The organism is Chitinophaga flava (assembly GCF_003308995.1).
Lineage (GTDB): Bacteria > Bacteroidota > Bacteroidia > Chitinophagales > Chitinophagaceae > Chitinophaga > Chitinophaga flava.
Map to the genome: position 1 here is coordinate 2626990 of NZ_QFFJ01000002.1, position 22800 is coordinate 2649789.

Below are 22800 nucleotides of genomic sequence, written 5' to 3' on the forward strand. Positions count from 1 at the left end.
CTACCTCACCTGATTAACATTTATTTGTCCATATCGCCAGGTTGCTGTCCTAAGTAGCCCCTGTTGTCGATCTGTGTAGACGAAACGGTAGTAGTGGCAGTTCCACCGATTAATAATTCAGCTTCAGCGTCTCCGATTTCAGAGAATCTAAAGAAACCATTATCTGTTGCAATACCATCAGGCTGTAACACACCTCTGCGTGTTTGATTGCCTACTGATAGTTCAACTTCTTTATTGAAAATTGCTCCGGTATGGATTCCTAAAACCGGAACAGAGATATTTCCATTACTAATTTTGGCATTGAAAATTGCTTGTTTCATGATATTTGATTTTAAATTGTTATGACTTAATCACTTAAATGCTAATCCTGTGAGGTAGTTACAGCGTTAATGTGATGCCTTTTTATTCATGCAGATGTTGTTTTATAGGCTGAGGGATAGTATGTGTTGGATAGTTTGAGAGTTTTTTTAAGATGAGTAATATCGAACATCTTATTGGGGTCTTCTGTATATTAAAGGTTGAACACATGGTGGACAAACAAATAATTTTATACCAATTGACCTACTACCAAATTTTTGAATAATTATTGAATTATGCAACGTAGAAATTACTGTATTTGTGGGGTATAAACAGGGTTTTTCTGCGGGAAACCGCAATTAGTCATTTTTTCTGCGAAAGAGGCTGTCAGTTTCACATTTCCCTGATCGGAAGATAGAACAGGAAGTAGCGCAGACTCCATTTTCATAGGCAAACCTGACTATATCAACCCGGTGTCGCAGAGAGAGCTTTTTCAAGAGCTGTGAAATGTTGGATTCGATTGTCCTCAGGCTAAGATGCTGATCAGTGGCGATTTCCTTATTACTGCTGCCATTGCTGATTGCTTCAATTATTTTGATTTCCAGCCCGGAGAGATTCGTCTGAGAGTTCTTTTTATATAAGGGTTCTAAGTACATGTATTCTTCCCAATCAAACAACTGTATATCTGTTGTGCCACTATTCCGACTTAAGGATTCCAGTCCATTGCAAATAGATAACTCATTTTTGGGGCAATACATGGATACATCTATTTTTTTCATGATAGGGTAAAGGTCCTTTTGAAACAAGGCGCTATAGACCATAAATTGAATGTTGGCGCTATGCTGCCTGATAACTTGCAAGGCTTCAATACCATTGATACCTTCCAGAAATAGATCAGAAATAACTATGTCTGCCTGATCTCCGTATTTCCCAAATTGATGGAGCAGGGCAAAGCCATTTTCGGCACAGGAAAGCAGATTGTATTTGCCGGAAAGGTTGATGTCGTGTATGATTTTTTGTCTCAGTAACCGGTCGGAGCAAACAAGAATAACATTATAACCGGATTTGTTGGATGCCGTTTTCTTCATTATCTACTTTTAGGTTAAGCGGGAATAGCGGGTATGTGCTGCTTACAGTTTATTTTACTCAGGTTCAGATAAATCTCATCATCATAATGGGGTAGCCAGTGCCAGAGGGTTCAGGATTTTGCTGTAATAATAGTGCCTGCCAGATTCTAAGATTTTTGCATTATACGGAATTTTATTCAATATTAATTTTTGTTAATAATTGCAGAAAAGTGAGAAAAAATGCGTATGTAATTCCCTGAAATTCCCACTATCGTAATCAGTGGTTTGGCTTCTTCTTTCGCTGTATTGTATTTCTCTTTCCTACTTTCTCGCTTCCTTCAAGGGAATGATTCCTTAGCTCAGTTGGTAGAGCAATACACTTTTAATGGGTCCTGGGTTCGGGTTTCAGCGGGATAACAGATAGCTTCTAAAATCTGCGCTTGTTATAGTGCACACAGAAGTTTAGATAAGGTAAGTAATCCATACAAACGAAATATATGATGTTCGCAATATCTATTTATTGTTTCCTCATATATCTACCAGTTAATGAACATGGAAAGTTTGATATATAGCCTTTCCCTAAAACTGAAAAGTATTTATATCAGTAATATTTTGTGTTGCCTGTTTTTTCCTCCAGCTGGAGTAAGTCGCTAATCAATAAATAGCGTGAGGAAAGACACGATTGAAAAAATGCAAGATATCAAGTGACGATAGTTGTGACCAGAAGGTTTCCTTCACAATTTTTTAACTGTGGTTATACTGCATCATGGATTTATAATTTTATTCGAGTTCATCCATCTATATTATTTCAAGATCTGTGGCCAACATATAGTTTACTGTAACATAAATAATAACCCTTAACCCAAGAACAATTATGAAAAATTTTATCAGACGGACATCGTGCCTTGCTATCCTGGCCGCTATACTGTTATTTCAATCATGTAAAAAAGATGATCAGCTGGTTGTAAAGGAGGAGATTAAAGCATCTACTACAGCCATTAGTAAATCCCAAAAGCTTTTGCCTGCGCCACCAATTCCTGATGGTATTTACAAAATACGAAACTACAATAGCAGTAAAGTATTGGAAATTTCGGAAAGACCAGGCACCAATGGTACTCCTATACAACAATGGACTGATTATGGTGCCGCTTATCAGAAATGGGAATTCCGTGACCTGGGTAATGGTTATTACCGGATCAAGAGTGTTTACAGTGATAAAGTGATGGATGTGAACAGGAGTTCAATGAATGATGGAGCCTGGGTTCATCAATGGACCTGGGATAATGGAATCGTTCAACAGTGGGCACTTATTTCTTTGGGAAATGGACGTTATCTGTTACAAAATGGGAATAGTGGTAAAGTGCTGGATATAGCGGGAGGCTCTATAGAAAATGGTATACAGGCAAATCAAAATACCAGGAACAATGGTTGGAGCCAACAATGGTCTATTGAACCAGCCTGATGTATGGTGGTTTGATTGCCTTTCGGTAATATTTAAGTAGGCAATCATATTAGCAAAGAGAGGGTGTCTCAAAAGTAATTTTGAGACACCTTATTTTTTTGGGAAAAAGGGGCTGAGTTATTCAGGTAATCACGAACAGGCTCACCGATAATTTTCAAATCTCGCGCATGGATAAGAGGGATTCGGGTGTTTAGTCGCGTTCTTTTTATATAATCCCGATTTCTTGAATCGCGTTACTGATCATTTGAAACTCCCCCTTGAGGCTATTTATAGTTCAGTACCTCATTGGTTAATTTGATCCATCCATTGCGCTCTATAGTACCATCAATGTAATAGTCAGGTTGGAGGCCAATGTCGTCCACTGCCATCCCCGGTATACGATAGCTCTTGGAAAGCCCATAATAAAGCTCAAACTTCGCACAAGGAAAAGCCAGTGTATGTACATTGGAAATATCAAGCATACCAAAGGTCGTCACTCCAAACAATTTCACCTTCTTACTCTGCTTTGCAGCAAGCAGAAATTGTTCGGTAGTACTGCCATTCCGTTCATTGATCAGGATACCGACCTGCTGTGGATAGGTATAGACACTGTCCCTTTTCTCAATGTCAACTTTTCGATCCGAAAGGCTGACAAATTTTCCTAAAGACTGTTCCAGCTTTTCATAATATTCCTTGAACTTCTTTCTCGAAGCCTCATCGAACTCCAGGTTGTTCGACAAGTCCAACATCCGCTGATTATTAAGTTTTGTAGAAAGAAACTCTACCCCAACTGTCCGCACAGGGTTAGTATAGAGAAATGGAAGTATCTCTTCAAAGCTGGCGTCGCTGCCGCCCCCGTTGTTTCGTAGATCTATGATCAGACTGGGCGTTGCTAAAATAGTTGCCCTGTTTACCCTGATCACGCTATCGATATATTTTTTCTCTGTAATCTCAAATGAAGGCACACGCAGGATAACAGTGGTTGCATTCAGCCTTTCAAGAAAAGGCCTGGAGCTCTTCAATAATTTTAGGTCCAGTTCTGTATCAGGATCATTCTTTAGTAGCGGATAGATTCTCTTTAGTGAAAAATTGCCCAACTCCAGGTTATTCTTACCTTCCAGTTTAAGCTTCGATTTGCCAAATTTGACTTCCGTTTTGTTCCTAAGGTAGTATACGCCTCCATTTTCGTCGAATTTCGTTTTAAGCTCACCAGCCTTCCAATTCTCGGCAGTGGTCTCTATAATAAAGCCAACATAGCTATCGCCTATTTTTTTAATTCCTATTTTATAGGGTTCGGCGAACCAGATTCCCTCGTAGCCGGGATCCTTTTTAGTGTTCAGGTATTTTTCAAATTCCCTGGTGTCGACCTTTACCGTCTCTAATTTCTTTATAATCGCCCCGACCTCGATATCCTTTGCATTGAAATCAACCCCAATATGGCCCTGTCTAAAAAATCTCATCCACTGGTCCAGTGCAATGGCACATTCCTTATCATTGGTTATCCTCTTTACCTTTTCCAGGTAGGCACTGTTGTGCGTTTCATAAGCTTCCTTTCCTTTTTTGGACAGAATATAGGCAAAGCCTGCATCATTATCCTCAAACGTCTTCTTCATCCAAAGAAAATTGGTCTCACAATTACAGTCTTGGGCAAATACTCCATTTGTAACAAACAGAGCCAGCAACAATAGGTATAGTTTCTTCATTCAATCAGGTGTTTTGTAAAAAAAACGATCAGTATATAAAAATCTTGTATAATTAAAGCAACTTTTCGAGGAAAGATTTATTTTAACCAACCTCGGCTGATGCAAGCTTTCGTGAGTGGCAGCTTTTTTATTTTTTAATTTCTGTCAAATGTTTTAGGAATTATATTTTGGTCTGTTTCACCGCAAAATGTCCAGGAAATAATATACCACCGGTTATTTTCAAAAATTAATTGGATACTATTTATACCTCTTCTTTCAACTTTTCCGTCTTTTTCCAACGTTGTTTCGTAGGTACTCCAGACATGTGCAATATTACCAAAGACTCTGACTTCCCTGTTGACTTCCTTTTCATAAAATGCAGTGCTAAAAACCATTTCGTCAGTTTCTTTATGAAATTCCGTTAAGGTCATAGTTGCCTGTTCCTGCTTTTTCCTGTCAAAATAAGAATATACTGCTTTGGGATGATGTAAATAGTTATCTCTTTCCCATTGTCTTTTTGCCCCTTTTTCACCGGAAACAACTTCATAGCTTGCTTTCATTAATGCGTCAATAGTTCTTACATCATTTTCAAGTGTTTTGTTTTGTGCGTTTAAATTTCCCGCTGTCATAAATGCCATGGTTGTTAAGTAAAATAGAACTTTTTTCATGATCTTTTTTACAAAGCAACTCACATCGATATCTTCAAAAAAATAAGTTATCCGGTTTGTTCAGGTTTTTATGTGATCTGTCGGATTTCTTATTCAGAGTAACAATTTGTCAATGCTATTTAATAAACAGTCCTTGTAACTTTTAGCAATTGTAATTTTATGTTCGCCAATGACTAAATGATTATCTTCTACATAGTCCACATTTTTCATGTTCACAATGTTTGAATTATGGACTCTCATAAATTCATCAGGTAATTTCTCAATGAGGTCTTTTAAAGTCTTGTAGTAGACATACTTTTTATTACTTCTGACAAATATTTCAACATAATTTCCTAATCCTTTTATAAACAAAATGTCGTCAAAATTTAATTTGATTAATTTTCTGTCAGTTTTTATGAAAGTGAAATCTTGTTTGTTCGTCATTTCAGGATTGGGTTGTTAAAATTTTTATTAATGATCCATGCCATTGCGCAAATATAGTATTTACGTCTGCGGCCAACGTTGAAGGAACATATACCGAAAAGGTATAAGTCCATTTAGTACCCTGCCTGCACTGGCCCTTCCCTCTGTCGTATACCATTTTCAATACCTGCTCCGTTGTATAGGTATCGGGCGGCAATCCTTTAAAATCATCTGCTGTGGCGTAACAGTAAGAAAGCTCTGCACGTCCCTTGGTACTGCCTTCCTCGTATCCCTCCAGTGAGTTGTCTTCTCCTTTCAGTTCAAACCGGTACGAAGGCTTTCCGTTAAAAGCATGTGTGATATCCTTTTGAATGGAGTACAGTCGGTTGATACCCACAGCTACCCACTCCATATCTACAATTTCTGCTTTACCGGCAGTATCTGCCTGTATATTTACCCTGCTTGTAATAGGGTCCAGGCCTGATTTCTGCGCGGCTGCACTCAAAGCAAACAATAACGGCAACAGGCTTATGCTTATTTTCTTCATTCGTAATTTTTATGCCCACCGGATAAACTCAGGTCGGGTTATATTGTTGGATCTAACTTTGACGATTTGAAAGTTTATTTGTTTACTGCCTGTTTAAAAAATAAAAATAGCAATATTAATATTGTTGGATAGATTGTCCCTGTAAATGTTGTTTTAGTTATTCTAATCGGCTCGCGCAGCAAATTTTATGTAGTCAACATACAATGCCGTATGCGCATCTGAATAAAATCCAAAGGTAGTAAATTGAGGTACCCTTAACACTGCCTGGTGTACCATTTGACCATTGATGAAAAATCGAAATTCCCCGCTATGTATTTCTTCGATGCGTAAAGTGTTATATGCCGAAGTTCCCTTATTTATGCAAGGGCATTCCGTGAATTCAGAGATTTTATGGATGGAGTCATTCGCTTTTGCGAATATGATATATTGACCTGTTGAATAAACCCAAAAGTCAAATTCATTGAAGGTCCCGGGTGTCTTTTGGACGGAATTCCACAAGATCCCGTATTTGGCCTGGGGAGAATCTGTAACTACCTTCATTTTCATTTCAAGGATGTTGCAGGTGGGCACATACTCGGCAGGTGTACCCAATCTCAGCGCCCAGAAGCGGTTGGCCTTTTGGGTATTCAGGACATAGTGCCCGTTCTGCACGACGGCGGTGGCAGTGTCACCATGAATGATATTGGGCACCATTGGATTAGCGGGATCGTCGAAGTCCATCTGCAGCAAGACGTTTTCTTTGGCTTGCGAAATGGGGGATTGAGGATGTGCTTTTTCGGAGGTTATGCATAACAGGATCGATAAAGTCAGCAACTTTAAACGCATAAAGAGAGGTTTGAGTGAATGTAGAGAGAATATTTCAAAATTTCATGAGGAGGGAGAGGAGGTGACTCAGCTCTCAAAGGAATGACTACCCAATGATCAGATTTAGCCTTTCGGAGGAGGGAAGATATTGGGATCATATCGGAGCGTGTCTTTGGGAATTACTTAGTCGCTTCAATTCCGGGATAGTCTCTACCTCCTAATAATCATCAAATAATGTTATAAAAAGTATCCATCTTGCAGCAATCATATTATGCTCATAGTTTCATGTATGGAACTACCTGTGCATGGGAATCAACAAGGTTTGTAACTTATGCTTTTTTGACACGTCAATAAGTAACGTGAAAATAATAGAGCATAGTGCAAAAAAAATGCAGTTTGACAATCTTCTCTAATTAGTGGTTTATCGATGACTAATTTTGTTTGTGTGATTGTGAGGATTGCAATCGAATGGGAACAATTTCTACGTGCAACTACTTAGAAAAGTAAGCGTGTCGGCTGTACGTACAAATACGGAAAAATATTTACGAAACGGTGTGAATTCAGTGGGCTTGGGGGTTTCAGGAAAGTTGTTAAAGAATGCTGAGTGTCAGTGTTTTCGAATAATATTCTTGAATAAATTAAGAAGGATATTTACTTCATCTGATCTGATAGAAAATATTCAAGCAGTGAAAAATTTTGACAAAATATTTTTTGAATAATAAAATAGTGCTATTTTTATTTCATCAAAAGGAAGCCCCTTGGTCCTATGTGTGTTTGTTAAGTGTATAAGTGTTTGTTAAGTGTAATACCCTAACATTCTCTTTAGAGCAAATAATAATCCAAATACTGCTACCCAACTGCACTGGAGTATTAACAGTATTCTGAATAATTTACGAATTTTTGTCCCTAAGTATGTCATTGACTTGGGGTTTTGCTGTGAGAATTAGTATATAAGAGAGATAACCAGAGACTGCCACAAGGTTTAAAATGCAAATGGATGAAAATAAGGATTACCGGTTATAAGAAACCTTTTTTCACCCGAGCCGAAGCCTTTTATTATTTGTAACAGATAGAGTATAAAGTCCGGATTCCACCATTCGGAGGCTTTATTATTTATTTAATTTTTTAATGACTGCCCAACTTGTTGTCGAAAATAACAGGAGTGCCAATGCTATGGATATGCCCATCATAAAAAACATGGAAATTAGTATTATCAGTTGTCTCATTACACATGCACATAACCACCCGCGGAAAATTGCATTTACGATTCTGAGCAACGAAGGAGTTCCTCCGCAGGACATTACATACAGGGAGCTGGAAATGCACGTGAAACAGCTTGCCGCCAGGTTGAAGGAGAAACAATTGAAAGATAAGACCGCATTGCTGGTATATCAGGATATGCGGGCGTTTATTATTTCTTTTCTGGCATGCGAATATGCCGGCGTAATTCCTGTGCCGGTACCTTATGCCAAAGGAGGAAAGCAACTTCTCAGGATCAATGGTATCATTGCCGATGCCGGAACAGGCGTCATTCTCTGCACTAGCGATAGTGTACCGCATCTTGAGAAGGAGCTGGGTGCCGCTTCAGACAACGGTTTGCTGGAGTTTGTCGCAACAGATGATCCGTATCATGCATTGGAAGATGTTCCACCTTCATTTACTGAAATATCTTTTATACAATACACATCTGGTTCGGTTGGGATTCCTAAAGGTGTAGTGGTGACCGGAAATAATCTGTTGCATAATGAGAAGCTGATACAGCAGACATTTGGATGTGATAAAGATTCGGTTATCTTTTCATGGTTGCCTTTCCATCATGATATGGGGCTGATAGGCAATCTGCTGCATACTATTTACGTAGGATGTTCCTGTGTGCTTATGTCTCCATTACATTTCATGCAGAAGCCGAAGGCATGGCTGGAAGGCATTGCCACTTATCGCGTCACTCATAGTGGCGCACCTAATTTTGCTTATGATTTTTGTGTAGACAGGATACCTGCAGAAGAAACAAAGGGCTTGGATCTCTCTTCATGGAAAGTGGCCTACAACGGATCGGAGCCTGTGCATGCCGCTACACTAGCGCGATTTGCCCGGCATTTCAGTTCCGCAGGCTTCAATCCCAATGCTTTTACTCCCTGTTATGGACTGGCCGAAGCTACGTTGCTGACGTCGGGATCCAGGAGTAGTGCTACGCCTTTGATCGTGCATATCAGCAAAGAAATGTCTGCACAGGGAAAGATCCGGCTGACGGATAGCGGAAGCGATGACGCTAAGGCCGTTGTGAGTTCCGGGCGGCCGGCAGACGGCATGTATGTAAAGATCGTTTCGTTGAGTGACCAACATGAATGCGGTGAGCTCGAAGAAGGTGAGATATGTATTGCCGGAGAAAGTGTGACCAGTGGTTACTGGAATAAAGATAACCGTGACATCTTTTACGAATTTAACGAAGGAAAATTCCTGCGTACAGGCGACCTCGGTTTTCTTTATCAGGGTGAGCTATTTGTGAATGGCAGGGTAAAAGAAATGCTGATCGTTCGCGGAAAAAACTTTTATCCGTACGATATAGAACAGACCATAATGGGCTGCCATGAAGCTATAGAAACCAATGGTGTAGCCGTTTTTGCAATAGATGAATCCTCTGTGGCCGTTGTGGCTGAAGTCAAAAGAACGCATGTTAATAATGTGGACGGAGAAGCCGTTGTTCGCGCCATCGAAAAACTGGTAACTGGCGAATTCGGTATAAGTCTGCATGACATTGTACTGACGACACCTTTAGGTATACCCAGAACAACAAGCGGAAAGCTTCAACGCATAAGATGTAAAACATATTATCTCGATAACATTTTTAAGATAATTGCTTCAAAAGCAGCATTGTCTGACAGCACACACAGGAAAGAAAAGAATGCAGATCTGCTTACGCAGGTGCGCCACCAAGCCAGCTATGCTACCATCAGGGCTTATGTGGCGGATATTATTGAAATAAAGACTGGCGGCGCCTTGCCGGCCGGATGGAATGACGACACTGATATTACTACGCTCGGTGTGGATTCTCTCCGGGCTATGGAAATTATCAATGTCATCAACCAGGAACTCCAATTAAACCTGGATGCAACCAAAATATATGAGCATAACACCTTGTCAACACTATGCAATGCCATAGAAGCCATGCTGTGGCTTAAGTCTGACGTAACACAAAATTTCGGAAAGGAAATTACTATATGAATACTTTAGAGATTATTGCGGCATTGAAGGCGCATAAAGTAATTCCACAGTTAACCGGCGGACAGCTTAAGCTCGTTGGTGAAACGGTGGCCCTGCCGGAGGTATTGCTGAATGAGGTGAAGGGAGCTAAAGAAGAACTGATGCGCCTGCTCAGGTCTACCATGGACCAGGCAGCCTATGCTACCATCCGGCCTGTTGACGGACAGCAGGACTATGCAGCTACTGATGCACAGAAAAGCCAGTGGGTGCTGGATCAGCTGGATGGGGTAGACGGTGCGTATAATATAGTTACCGCCTTATACCTGAAAGGTACAGTGTCTGCTGATGCAATGAATAAAGCCTTTCATTCCTGTATCAACCGTCACGAGAGCCTGCGCACAGTGTTTAGAGAAGTGGACGGGGAACTGAGGCAAGTGATAACTGATAGTATTTTTTTTGATATAACTGTGGCGGATTTCAGCGAGCTGGCAGATAGCCGCGATCGCCTCAGACAGGAGGTGCGGGACCTTACCTATCGGCGCTTTGACCTGACAGTGGGCCCGCTACTGGCAGTAAAGCTGATACGTTTGTCTGCGCAGGAGCATGCCCTGATAATCGTTATACATCATATAATAAGTGATGGCTGGTCTGTCAGGGTCCTTTTGCAGGAGGTGCTGCACTGCTACGAATCCTGGCGCAGGCAGGAAGTGCCGGTCCTGGCTCCTTTAAAGGTGCAGTACAAGGATTATGCAGCATGGTTGTCTGAAAAGCTGGAGGGCAATACCAGTATCCAGGCAAAGGATTTCTGGCAAAAAAAATTTGAAACTGAGCCGGAACCCCTTTCGTTATCAAACTTTGCAAGGCCCGACACCAGAACATTTGATGGGGCCATCGCCAGGTTCTTTGCCGGTTCTGAGTTTTACGGCAACATTCTTCAATATTGTAAACAGCATACTACCACTCCATTTATTTTTTTTCAAACAACGTTAGCGGTGTTGCTGCACAAGTTGTCTGGTCTGCATAGCATCGTGGTGGGCACGCCTGTGGCGGGCCGCACACATCAGGACCTGCAACAACAGATAGGGCTGTTCGTCAATGCGCTGCCGCTGGCGACACAAGTGAATGTGGAAGACCGGTTTGAAGATATGTTGAAAGCCGTTGCAGCCAATACACTGAAAGCATTTGAATACCAGGACTACCCATTTGCCAGGATAATAGAAGATCTGCCTTTCAGATGGGAGAGCGGAAGGAACCCGCTCTTCGATGTAATGCTGGTGTTACAGGACACCGCTCTCGGTGATGGAAGGATAAACTTCGGCGGACAAAACGATTTTGAGCTGGACAGGATTGACCGCTATCTGTACGGAGAAACCGCCGTGATACACGAAGCCGCGCCTTCGAAGTTCGATCTTACTTTCAACCTCGGCAATGATCCCGACAATAAATTCTATGTGGAGATTGAATACTCCACCAGGCTGTTCACAAAAGACAACATTGTTCTCTTTTATAATGCTTACCGGCATATCATTTCACAGGTACTTGCCCACCCCGGGAAGAAGGTAAAAGAAATTGAAATAGCGGATGAACAAGAGAAACACCGTCTGCTGGAAACGTTCAATGCCACAGAAGCACCTTATGATATATCCGTTACCGTTATAGACCTGTTTGAAGAGCAGGTATCGCTTACCCCCGATCATATCGGTTTGCTGTATGAAGGCCGCTCGCTGAGCTACAGCCAGATCAACGCCACGGCCAACCGCCTGGCCCACTATCTGCGGGATGTGTATAGCATAGGCGCAGATGACCTGGTGGGCATACAGTTGGAACGTAATGAATGGCTGGTGATTGCGCTGCTGGGCGTGTTAAAATCAGGCGGGGCTTATGTTCCGATAGATCCGGCGTATCCGCAGGAACGTATCGAATATATTATTGCCGACAGCCGTTGCAAGGTGGTGCTGGATGACCGGGAGTTGCAGAAGTTTTTATTGCAGGAAGAAAAATACGATACAAAGAATCCGGGTGTATCCATCAACAGCGCCGACTTGGCTTATATCATCTATACATCGGGTTCCACCGGTCGTCCCAAGGGAGTGATGATCACGCACAGCAATGTGTCTGCCTTTATCGCCTGGTGCCGGGAGGAATTTGGTGGATCAGCATACGAAGTAGTGCTGGGCGTAACTTCCATCTGCTTTGATCTGTCTGTATTTGAAATCTTCTTCACACTGACCAGCGGCAAACAACTGCGCATACTGGAAAGTGGTCTTGCTATATCCGGTTATCTGAACAGTAAGGAGCCTTTATTGGTAAATACTGTTCCGAGCGTAGTGGCGCATCTGTTGAGTGAAGGGGCAGACCTGAGCCGTGTGAACGTGCTGAACATGGCCGGAGAGCCGATCCCGGCAAATGTGATCCGTCAGCTGGATTGTGAGCGCATAGCAGTACGGAACCTGTACGGACCTTCAGAAGATACCACATACAGCACTATTTATCGCATTCATTCGGCCGATAACATATTGATCGGCCGTCCCATATCGAATACGAAGATTTATATACTGGGAGATAATGATCACCTGCAACCAGTAGGTGTAGTGGGAGAGATCTGTATCTCCGGTGCAGGCCTTGCCCGCGGGTATCTGAACCAGCCTGCACTGACCGCAGAGAAATTTGTATCCCATCCTTTTATTCCCGGAGAGCGGCTGTACCGCACGGGAGACCTAGGCCGGTGGCAGTCGGACGGCAACATCGTATACCTTGGCCGTAAAGACGACCAGGTGAAAGTACGTGGTTACCGCATAGAGCTTGGAGAGATAGAAACGGTGCTGCATCGTTACCCCGGCGTGGAAGCGGTGGTTGTAACAGCGAGGGCACAGGGAGATGGTGATAAGGTGTTGGTGGCCTATGTGGCCTGCAAAGAGCCGCTGGACAATATTTCGCTGAGATCTTATCTGAAAAGCCAGCTTCCTGATTATATGGTGCCTGGTTATTTCGTACGGCTGTCAGCGTTACCCCTGCTGCCTAATGGCAAGATCAACAAGAAAGCATTGCCAGCGCCGGAAGCGGACCAGCTGAGTAACGGCCGGGAATACGAAGCGCCGCGCAATGAGCTGGAATCCAGGCTGGCGGATATATGGAGCGAACTGCTGGGACAGGAGCAGGTAAGTGTGAAAGATAATTTCTTTGAATTGGGCGGTCACAGCCTGAAAGCCACGCGCCTGTCGAGCCGTATCTACAAAGCATTTGAGGTGAAGGTTACTTTGAAGGAGCTATTCACGCACCCGGTGCTGGAAGACCTGGCCGGGCTGATCGCAGGGGCACAGAAGTCAGTGGTGATCAACATACCGGTTGTACCGGAACAATCTTCTTATGTGTTATCATCTGCTCAGCGCCGTTTGTGGGTGCTGAGCCAGTTTGAAGAAGGCAGCATTGCCTATAATATGCCGGGTGTATTTGAATTTGAGGGAACAGTGAACATTGATGCCTTGTCACAATCCTTTGATACGCTGATAGCGCGCCATGAGAGCCTGCGCACCGTGTTCCGCGGAACTGAGGATGGAGAGGTAAGACAACATATTTTGTCAACACCAGCTTTTAAGATAGATCAACAGGATCTGCGCAATGCAGACGAGACCAGGATTCAGGCGGCCGTGCAGGCAAGCGTTTCGCGTCCGTTCGATCTTTCAGCAGGTCCATTGCTGCGTGCAGAACTGTTTCGCATAAACGAAGATAAGTGGGTATTTGTGTATGTGATGCATCACATCATCAGCGATGGCTGGTCTATGGAAGTGCTGATCCGGGAGCTGCTGCAGCTGTATCATGCCTATGCAGAAGGGCAGGTCAATCCGTTATCACCCTTACGCATACACTATAAAGATTATGCGGTATGGCAGCAACAACAACTGCAAAGTGAATCGCACCGTGAACATAAAAACTACTGGCTGCAACAGCTGGGTGGCGAACTGCCTGTGCTGGAACTACCAGCCGACAAGCCTCGCCCAGCGGTAAAGACCTACAATGGGGCCAGTATCAGCCGTACCATTCCATCCGCTGTAGCGGCTGGGCTGAAAGCCTTGTGCCAGTCTACAGGCAGCACGCTTTTTATGGGATTGCTGGGGGCTGTGAAGGCGCTGTTGTATCGTTACACCGGGCAGGAAGATATAATTGTTGGCAGCCCTGTGGCAGGCCGGGAGCACAGCGACCTGGAAGGCCAGATCGGTTTTTATGTGAACACCCTGGCATTAAGGACGCAGTTCAGTGGGACAGGTAGCTATAAAGAGCTGTTATCACAAATAAAACAAACCACGCTGGACGCTTACCAGCATCAATCCTATCCGTTTGATGAGCTGGTAGATGAATTGCCATTACAACGTGATATGAGCCGTAGTGCATTGTTTGATGTGTTGGTGGTCATGGAGCATGGCTCCGGCGCATCACTGGTAGAACGTGGTTTCTCCGGCTCAGGCCTGCGTGTAAGGGTACTGGAAGGTAACCGGGAGTTGAGCAAGTTTGATCTTCAATTCAGCTTCATTGCAGAACAGGAACGTATAGTCGTTAAAGTTACCTATAATACAGACCTCTACGAAACGGCCACTATAGGGCAGCTGGCGCATCACCTGGAACGGTTGCTGGCTGCTATGCTGGCACATCCTGACACGCCGGTGGGAAAACTGGATTACCTGGGCAAACCCGGGCGGCAACAGTTACTGGCCTTCAACAGCCCGGCAGCATCGTTGCCGGCGTCTACATTGGTGGCGGCCTTCAGGCACCAGGCCTCAGCAACACCGGATAATACCGCGTTGGTGTTTGAACAGGTCCGCCTGACTTACCAGGAGCTGAACGAAGCCTCAGAGCGGCTGGGAGCCTATCTGCGCGCCACATACGGCCTTCAGGCTGATGATCTGGTAGGTATACAGCTGGAGCGCAGCGAGTGGATGATCATTGCACTGCTGGGGATACTGAAGGCCGGCGCGGCATTTGTGCCGATAGATCCGGCGTATCCGCAGGAGCGCATCGATTATATCACAGCAGACAGCCGTTGCCGCGTAGTGATCAATCAGCAGGAGCTGAATAACTATTTACTTTCTTCCTATAGCAATACCCATCAGCAATTGGAGGATGTCAACACCTCATCTGACCTGGCTTATATCATCTACACATCGGGTTCTACCGGCCGCCCCAAAGGCGTGATGATCTCCCATGGCTCGCTATATGGTTATATCACCACCATCGGTAAAGCCTATGGCATCACATCGGAAGAACGTGTATTGCAGTTGTCGAACTTTGCCTTCGACGCCTCCGTGGAGCAGATTATGGTGAGCCTGTTGCACGGCGCGAGCCTGCATGTGATCAACCGGGAGCTGACTACAGATACAACAGGATTATCAACCTATATTGCTGCTCAGGGCATTACTCATCTTCATACCGTGCCTACCTTATTGCAAGAGCTGAATTACAGCAGCTTCAGCACGCTGAAGAGAGTAGTGTCTGCGGGCGAACCTTGCCCGGCATCACTGCGGGAACGGGTGGGCGACAGTATTGCATTCTACAACAAATACGGTCCCACTGAAGCCACGATTTCCGCAACGCTATACCACTCAACAGATATACGTCACCGTTACAATATCCTTCCTATTGGTCATCCACTTCCTAACAGCCGGGTATATATCCTGAATGAACAGAGCCAGTTGCAACCGCTGGGAGTATCAGGTGAGATCTGCATAGGAGGCAGCAGTGTGGCCCGCGGCTATTTAAACCAGCCGGAGTTGACAGCAGAGAAGTTTATAGCAGACCCCTATTATCCTGGTGATGTATTGTACCGTACCGGCGACCTGGGTAAGTGGCTTCCTGATGGCAGTATTATGTTCCTTGGCCGTAAGGACGACCAGGTGAAGGTGAGGGGCCATCGTATAGAACCAGGAGAGATCGCAGGTGTATTGGAAGGATATGAGGGCATCAGCGCAGCGGTGGTGACAGCGGTAAAAGACAGCAACGGAGAGCCAGCGCTGGCGGCTTATGTGGTGGGCACGCCGGAGCTAAACCTGTCGGATATACGTAAATGGCTGGGATCAAAACTACCGCATTATATGCAGCCGGCGCACCTGATGCAGCTGGAAGCACTGCCCCTGTTGCCTAATGGTAAAGTGAACAGAAAAGCCCTGCCAACGCCGGAAGATATTGCATTGCCCGGCGGAGTAGCCTATGCTGCTCCACGTACCGAAACGGAGATACGGCTGGTGCAGATCTGGCAGGATATACTGGGAAGAGAGCATATTGGTATAAAACATAACTTTTTTGAGTTGGGCGGCCATAGTCTCAAAGCTACAAGGCTTGCCGGCCAATTGCATAAAACATTTAATGTCAGGCCCGGCCTGAAAGAACTGTTCTTCGCTTACACTATTGAAGCACAGGCAGCTCTGATAGAGCAGCTGCAGCATAGCGTTTATACATCGTTACCGGTGGCGGCGCAGAGCGATTCCTATCCGATGTCGTCTGCCCAGCGCCGTTTGTGGGTGCTGAGTCAGTTTGAAGAAGGCAGCACAGCATACAATATGCCGGGCGTGTTTGAATTTGCAGGTGCGCTGAATACTGAAGCGCTGTCGCGCTCTTTTGATACGCTGATAACGCGTCATGAGAGCCTGCGCACGATATTCCGGGAGGCTGCAGACGGAGAGGTAAGGCAACACATTTTAACAGCGGATGCACTGAACTTCCGTTTGCATGAATACGATTTCCGTGATGCTGGGGAAACGATGCTGCAGGCGGCCGTACGGGCAAGCCTTTCGCGCCCGTTCGATCTTTCAGCAGGCCCGTTGCTGCGTGCAGAACTGTGTCGCATAAACGAAGATAAATGGGTGTTTGTGTATGTGATGCATCACATCATCAGCGATGGCTGGTCAATGGAAGTGCTGGTCCGGGAGCTGCTGCAGTTGTATCATGCTTATGTGAAAGGGCAGATCAACCCGTTATCACCCTTACGTATACACTATAAAGATTATGCGGTATGGCAGCAACAACAGCTACAAAACGAATCTCTTGTTGAGCATAAAAGCTACTGGCTGCAGCAGCTGGGTGGTGAGCTGCCTGTGCTGGAACTGCCGGCAGACAAGCCCCGTCCTGCGGTAAAGACCTACAACGGGGCCAGCATCAGCCGCACCATCTCACCGGCTGTAACGGCGGGCCTGAAAGCTCTGTGCCTGTCGGCCGACAGTACGCTCTTCATGGGGCTGCTGGCAGCTGTGAAGGCATTGTTGTATCGCTACACTGCTCAGGAAGATATAATCATCGGCAGCCCTGTGGCAGGCCGGGAGCACAGCGACCTGGAAGGTCAGATCGGTTTTTATGTAAATACCCTGGCGTTGAGAACACAGTTCAGTGGTGCAGGTAGTTACCTGGACCTGTTATCGCGGGTAAGACAAACCACGCTGGACGCTTATCAACATCAATCCTATCCGTTTGATGAGCTGGTGGAGGAATTGCCACTGCACCGTGATATGAGCCGCAACGCCCTGTTCGACGTGATGGTGGTATTGCAGCATCAGTCCAGCGCCTCCCTGGTGGAGCAAGGCTTTGCCGGCCTGGAAGTGCGCGCGGGTGAAGGCACGCAGCAGGGTAGTAAGTTCGACTTGCAATTCAGCTTTGTGGAAGCTGGCGATCAGCTGCAATTACACATCGCTTATAATACAGACATTTATCAACCTGCAACTATATCACGGCTGTCTGCTCACCTGGAACAGCTGCTGACAGCTATCATAGCTGCGCCATCGGCAGGTATTGGCGCTATCAACTACCTGAGCGGGGAGGAAAAAACGCTGCTGCAGGAAACGTTCAATGACACAGAAGCACCTTATGATATAGCCGTCACCGTTATAGACCTGTTTGAAAAGCAGGTGTCGCTTACACCTGATCATATCGGTCTGTTGTATGAAGGCCGCTCGCTGAGCTACAGCCAGATCAACTCCACGGCCAATCGCCTGGCCCACTATCTGCGAGATGTGTATGGTATAGGAGCAGATGACCTGGTGGGCATACAACTGGAACGTAATGAATGGCTGGTGATCGCGCTGCTGGGCGTGTTAAAATCAGGCGGGGCTTATGTTCCGATAGATCCGGCGTATCCGCAGGAACGTATCGAATATATTATTGCCGACAGCCGTTGCAAGGTAGTGCTGGATGACCGGGAGTTACAGAAGTTTTTATTGCAGGAAGAAAAATACGATACAGAGAATCCAGGTGTATCCATCAACAGCGCCGACCTGGCTTATATCATCTACACATCGGGTTCCACCGGTCGTCCGAAGGGAGTGATGATCACGCACAGTAATGTGTCTGCCTTCATCGCCTGGTGCCGGGAGGAATTTGGTGGATCAGCATACGAAGTAGTGCTGGCTGTAACTTCCATCTGCTTTGACTTGTCTGTATTTGAGATCTTCTTTACACTGACCAGCGGCAAACAACTCCGCATACTGGAAAGTGGCCTTGCTATATCCGGTTATCTGAACAGTAAGGAGTCTTTATTGGTAAATACTGTTCCGAGCGTAGTGGCGCATCTGTTAAGTGAAGGGGCAGACCTGAGCCGTGTGAACGTGCTGAACATGGCCGGAGAGCCGATTCCGGCAAATGTGATCCGTCAGCTGGATTGTGAGCGCATAGCGGTACGGAACCTGTACGGTCCTTCAGAAGATACCACATACAGCACTATTTATCGCATTCATTCAGCCGATAATATATTGATCGGCCGTCCTATATCGAATACGAAGATTTATATATTGGGAGATAATGATCACCTGCAACCGGTAGGTGTAGTGGGAGAGATCTGTATCTCCGGTGCAGGCCTTGCCCGCGGGTATCTGAACCAGCCTGCACTGACCGCAGAGAAATTTGTATCACATCCTTTTATTCCCGGAGAGCGGCTGTACCGCACGGGCGATCTAGGCCGGTGGCAGCCGGACGGCAACATCGTATACCTGGGCCGTAAAGACGACCAGGTGAAAGTACGTGGTTACCGGATAGAGCTGGGAGAGATAGAAACGGTGCTGCATCGTTACCCCGGTGTGGAAGCGGTGGTTGTAACAGCGAGGGCGCATGGAGACGGCGATAAGGTGCTGGTGGCCTATGTGGCCTGCAAAGAGCCGCTGGACAATGTTTCGCTGAGATCTTATCTGAAAAGCCAGCTTCCTGATTATATGGTGCCTGGTTATTTCGTACAGCTGTCAGCGTTACCCCTGCTGCCTAATGGCAAGATCAACAAAAAAGCCTTGCCGGCGCCGGAAGGGGACCAGCTGAGCAGGGGTCGGGAATACGAAGCACCGCGCAATGAGCTGGAATCCAGGCTGGCGGATATATGGAGCGAACTGTTGGGACAGGAGCAGGTAAGTGTGAAAGATAATTTCTTTGAATTGGGCGGTCACAGCCTGAAAGCCACGCGCCTGTCGAGCCGTATCTACAAAGCATTTGAGGTGAAGGTTACTTTGAAGGAGCTATTCACGCACCCGGTGCTGGAAGACCTGGCCGGGCTGATCGCAGGGGCACAGAAGTCAGTGGTGATCAACATACCGGTTGTACCGGAACAATCTTCTTATGTGTTATCATCTGCTCAGCGCCGTTTGTGGGTGCTGAGCCAGTTTGAAGAAGGCAGCATTGCCTATAATATGCCGGGTGTATTTGAATTTGAGGGAACAGTGAACATTGATGCCTTGTCACAATCCTTTGATACACTGATAGCGCGTCATGAGAGCCTGCGCACCGTGTTCCGCGGAACTGAGGATGGCGAGGTAAGACAACATATTTTATCAACACCAGCCTTTAAGATAGATCAACAGGATCTGCGCAATGCAGACGAGACCATGATTCAGGCGACCGTTCAGGCAAGCATTTCGCGTCCGTTCGATCTTTCAGCAGGTCCATTGCTGCGTGCAGAACTGTTTCGCATAAACGAAGATAAGTGGGTGTTTGTGTATGTGATGCATCACATCATCAGCGATGGCTGGTCTATGGAAGTGCTGATCCGGGAGCTGCTGCAGCTGTATCATGCCTATGCAGAAGGGCAGGTCAATCCGTTATCACCCTTACGCATACACTATAAAGATTATGCGGTATGGCAGCAACAACAACTGCAAAGTGAATCGCACCGTGAACATAAAAACTACTGGCTGCAACAGCTGGGTGGCGAACTGCCTGTGCTGGAACTACCAGCCGACAAGCCTCGCCCTGCGGTGAAGACCTATAACGGGGCCAGTATCAGCCTTACCATTCCATCCGCTGTAGCGGCTAGCCTGAAAGCCTTGTGCCAGTCTACCGGCAGCACGCTTTTTATGGGACTGCTGGGGGCTGTGAAGGCGCTGTTGTATCGTTACACCGGGCAGGAAGATATGATTGTTGGCAGCCCTGTGGCAGGCCGGGAGCACAGCGACCTGGAAGGCCAGATCGGTTTTTATGTGAACACCCTGGCATTAAGGACGCAGTTCAGTGGGGCAGGTAGCTATAAAGAGCTATTATCGCAAATAAAACAAACCATGCTGGATGCTTACCAGCACCAATCCTATCCGTTTGATGAGCTGGTAGATGAATTGTCATTACAACGTGATATGAGCCGTAGCGCATTGTTTGATGTGCTGGTGGTTATGGAGCATGGCTCCGGTGCTTCCCTGGTAGAGCACGGCTTCTCCGGATCAGACCTGCGTGTAAGGGTACTGGAAGGTAACCGGGAGTTGAGCAAGTTTGATCTTCAATTCAGCTTCATTGCAGAGCAGGAACGTATAGCCGTTAAAGTTACATACAATACAGACCTCTACGAAACAGGCACTATAGTGCAGCTGGCGCATCACCTGGAACAGCTGCTGGCAGCTATGCTGGCACATCCTGACACGCCGGTGGGAAAACTGGATTACCTGGGCCAGCCCGGGCGGCAACAGCTACTGGCCTTCAACAGCCCGACAGCATCGTTGCCGGCGTCTACACTGGTGGCGGCCTTCAGGCACCAGGCCTCAGCAACACCGGATAATACCGCGTTGGTGTTTGAACAGGTCCGCCTGACTTACCAGGAGCTGAACGAAGCCTCAGAGCGGCTGGGAGCCTATCTGCGCGCCACATACGGCCTTCAGGCTGATGATCTGGTAGGTATACAGCTGGAGCGCAGCGAGTGGATGATCATTGCACTGCTGGGGATACTGAAGGCCGGCGCGGCATTTGTGCCGATAGATCCGGCGTATCCGCAGGAGCGTATCGATTATATCACAGCAGACAGCCGTTGCCGCGTAGTGATCAATCAGCAGGAGCTGAACAACTATTTACTTTCTTCCTATAGCAATACCCATCAGCAGTTGGAGGATGTCAACACCCCATCAGACCTGGCTTATATCATCTACACATCGGGTTCCACCGGCCGTCCCAAAGGCGTGATGATCTCCCATGGCTCGCTGTATGGTTATATCACCACCATCGGTAAAGCCTATGGCATCACATCGGAAGAACGTGTATTGCAGTTGTCGAACTTCGCGTTCGACGCCTCCGTGGAGCAGATTATGGTGAGCCTGTTGCATGGCGCGAGCCTGCATGTGATCAACCGGGAGCTGACTACAGATACAACAGGATTATCAACCTATATTGCTGCTCAGGGCATTACTCATCTTCATACCGTGCCTACCTTATTGCAAGAGCTGAATTACAGCAGCTTCAGCACGCTGAAGAGAGTAGTGTCTGCGGGCGAACCTTGCCCGGCATCACTGCGGGAACGGGTGGGCGACAGTATTGCATTCTACAACAAATACGGTCCCACTGAAGCCACGATTTCCGCAACGCTATACCACTCAACAGATATACGTCACCGTTACAATATCCTTCCTATTGGTCATCCACTTCCTAACAGCCGGGTATATATCCTGAATGAACAGGCCCAGTTGCAACCGCTGGGAGTAGCAGGTGAGATCTGCATAGGAGGCAGCAGTGTGGCCCGCGGCTATTTAAACCAGCCGGAGCTGACAGCAGAGAAATTTATAGCAGACCCCTATTATCCTGGAGATGTATTGTACCGTACCGGCGACCTGGGTAAGTGGCTTCCTGATGGCAGTATTATGTTCCTTGGTCGTAAGGACGACCAGGTGAAGGTGAGGGGCCATCGTATAGAACCAGGAGAGATTGCAGGTGTATTGGAAGGATATGAGGGCATCAGCGCAGCAGTGGTGACGGCGGTAAAAGACCGCAACGGAGAGCCAGCGCTGGCAGCTTATGTGGTGGGCACGCCGGAACTAAACCTGTTGGATATACGTAAATGGCTGGGATCAAAACTACCGCATTACATGCAGCCGGCGCACCTGATGCAGCTGGAAGCACTACCCCTGTTACCTAATGGTAAAGTGAATAGAAAAACCCTGCCAACACCGGAAATATCAGGAACTGTATATGTTGCTCCTGGCAACCCGGTGGAAGCACGCCTGGTGCAGATCTGGCAAGATCTGCTTGGCAAAGAACAGATAGGAATCAAACACAACTTTTTTGAGCTGGGTGGACAGAGCCTGAAGGCTACACGATTATTAAGTCTTTTACAGAAAGAGTTCGGAATCAAGCTGAGTATAAAAGACATTTTCCTGAACCCCACCATCGAAACGCTGGGAGAGATGATACGGGTGAACATGTGGCTGGAACAATCAAAAAATAATAGAGGGAACAGGATTCTCGCCGAAATATGAAATGCCAA

The 22800-nt window shown here is 46.2% G+C and carries 10 protein-coding genes; 3 read left to right on the forward strand and 7 right to left on the reverse strand.

The genetic code is table 11. The annotated features are described in order from the left end of the window. Positions 1-20: 20 nt before the first annotated feature. Both DF182_RS26660 and DF182_RS26665 read right to left on the reverse strand, forming a co-directional pair. Entirely contained in the window at positions 21-320 is a 300-nt protein-coding gene (locus tag DF182_RS26660; RefSeq protein WP_113618803.1) for a hypothetical protein, read from the reverse strand. Positions 321-656: 336 nt separating this feature from the next. Next, the gene (locus DF182_RS26665) at positions 657-1385 is read right to left on the reverse strand and encodes a response regulator transcription factor (protein ID WP_113618804.1); all 729 of its coding nucleotides are present in this window, start codon (positions 1383-1385) and stop codon (positions 657-659) included. A gap of 853 nt (positions 1386-2238) precedes the next feature. Here DF182_RS26665 and DF182_RS26670 point away from each other — a divergent pair. After that, positions 2239-2826: an RICIN domain-containing protein gene (locus tag DF182_RS26670; protein WP_113618805.1), complete on the forward strand. Its 588-nt coding sequence runs from the start codon at positions 2239-2241 to the stop codon at positions 2824-2826. A 263-nt stretch (positions 2827-3089) separates the two neighbouring features. On the opposite strand, the gene DF182_RS26675 is transcribed toward DF182_RS26670, so the two are convergent. From DF182_RS26675 to DF182_RS26695, 5 genes are all read right to left on the reverse strand, one after another. Further along, on the reverse strand, positions 3090-4508 hold the full coding sequence (locus DF182_RS26675; protein ID WP_113618806.1) for a S41 family peptidase: 1419 nt from the start codon (positions 4506-4508) through the stop codon (positions 3090-3092). Positions 4509-4642: 134 nt separating this feature from the next. After that, positions 4643-5155 carry a hypothetical protein gene (locus DF182_RS26680; RefSeq protein WP_211327217.1) on the reverse strand — a complete coding sequence of 171 codons (513 nt, stop codon included), beginning with the start codon at positions 5153-5155 and terminating at the stop codon, positions 4643-4645. A gap of 93 nt (positions 5156-5248) precedes the next feature. Then, positions 5249-5578 (reverse strand): LytR/AlgR family response regulator transcription factor, encoded by a 330-nt coding sequence (locus DF182_RS32905; protein WP_113618808.1) that lies wholly within the window; start codon positions 5576-5578, stop codon positions 5249-5251. Position 5579: 1 nt separating this feature from the next. Beyond that, on the reverse strand, positions 5580-6104 hold the full coding sequence (locus DF182_RS26690) for a heparin lyase I family protein (protein ID WP_113618809.1): 525 nt from the start codon (positions 6102-6104) through the stop codon (positions 5580-5582). A 162-nt stretch (positions 6105-6266) separates the two neighbouring features. Continuing rightward, entirely contained in the window at positions 6267-6929 is a 663-nt protein-coding gene (locus tag DF182_RS26695; RefSeq protein WP_113618810.1) for a hypothetical protein, read from the reverse strand. Between the two features lie 1176 nt (positions 6930-8105). On the opposite strand from DF182_RS26695, the gene DF182_RS26700 reads away from it, so the two are divergent. After that, positions 8106-10130, forward strand: coding sequence for an AMP-binding protein (locus DF182_RS26700; protein WP_161964278.1), 2025 nt, complete (start codon positions 8106-8108; stop codon positions 10128-10130). Beyond that, entirely contained in the window at positions 10127-22792 is a 12666-nt protein-coding gene (locus DF182_RS26705; RefSeq protein WP_113618812.1) for a non-ribosomal peptide synthetase, read from the forward strand. The genes DF182_RS26700 and DF182_RS26705 overlap by 4 nt, the downstream gene beginning before the upstream one ends. Positions 22793-22800: the final 8 nt, after the last annotated feature.